Origin of the sequence: Cellulomonas citrea (assembly GCF_009829685.1) — a bacterium.
Taxonomy (GTDB): Bacteria; Actinomycetota; Actinomycetes; order Actinomycetales; family Cellulomonadaceae; genus Cellulomonas; species Cellulomonas citrea.
The window spans coordinates 1-576 of the sequence record NZ_VWSD01000360.1; the positions used below are offsets into that span (position 1 = coordinate 1).

The 576-nt window shown below is 78.0% G+C and carries 1 protein-coding gene; it reads right to left on the reverse strand.

Annotated elements, in window-relative coordinates; translation table 11 throughout:
- Positions 1-98: 98 nt before the first annotated feature.
- Positions 99-576, reverse strand: a 478-nt coding sequence (locus F2B26_RS16730; protein ID WP_201292819.1) for a ComEA family DNA-binding protein, incomplete at its 5' end; no start/stop codon positions are given.

A 576-nucleotide genomic window follows, 5' to 3' on the forward strand; every position in this document is an offset into this window, starting at 1 on the left:
CGCACCGGCCGCCGGCACCGGGGCGAGCCGGAGCACCACCCAGGCCGCCGCCCAGGCGGACGCCGCAGGGCCGAGCAGCCGCAGGTCCGGCGCCGGCACTAGACCCGCACCTTCGACCGCAGCTTGTCCAGCAGGGACGGCCCGATCCCCTCGACACCGTCCAGGTCCTCGACCGTGCGGTAGGGGCGACCGTCCACGATGCGCTGGGCGAGCACGGGACCTACCCCCGGCAGCTCGTCGAGCTGGGCCGGCGTGGCCGTGTTGACGTCGACGAGCGCACCGTCGCCCGTCGCGCTCGCGCCGATCGCCGCGGGCACCTCACCCGGTCGGGGCACCACGACCTGCTCCCCGTCCACCAGCTCCCGAGCCAGGTTGACCGCCGACAGGTCGGCGTCCGGTGTGCTGCCGCCCGCCGCGGCGAGGGCGTCGAGCACCCGGGCACCGGCAGGGAGCCGGACGACCCCCGGCGTCGCCACCGCGCCGACGACGTGCACGACGACGACCCCGGGGACGACCGGGCCGGTACCTCCCGGCGACGGCGTGCCGAGCGTCACCGGCGTCCCGGCGGCCAGCCCC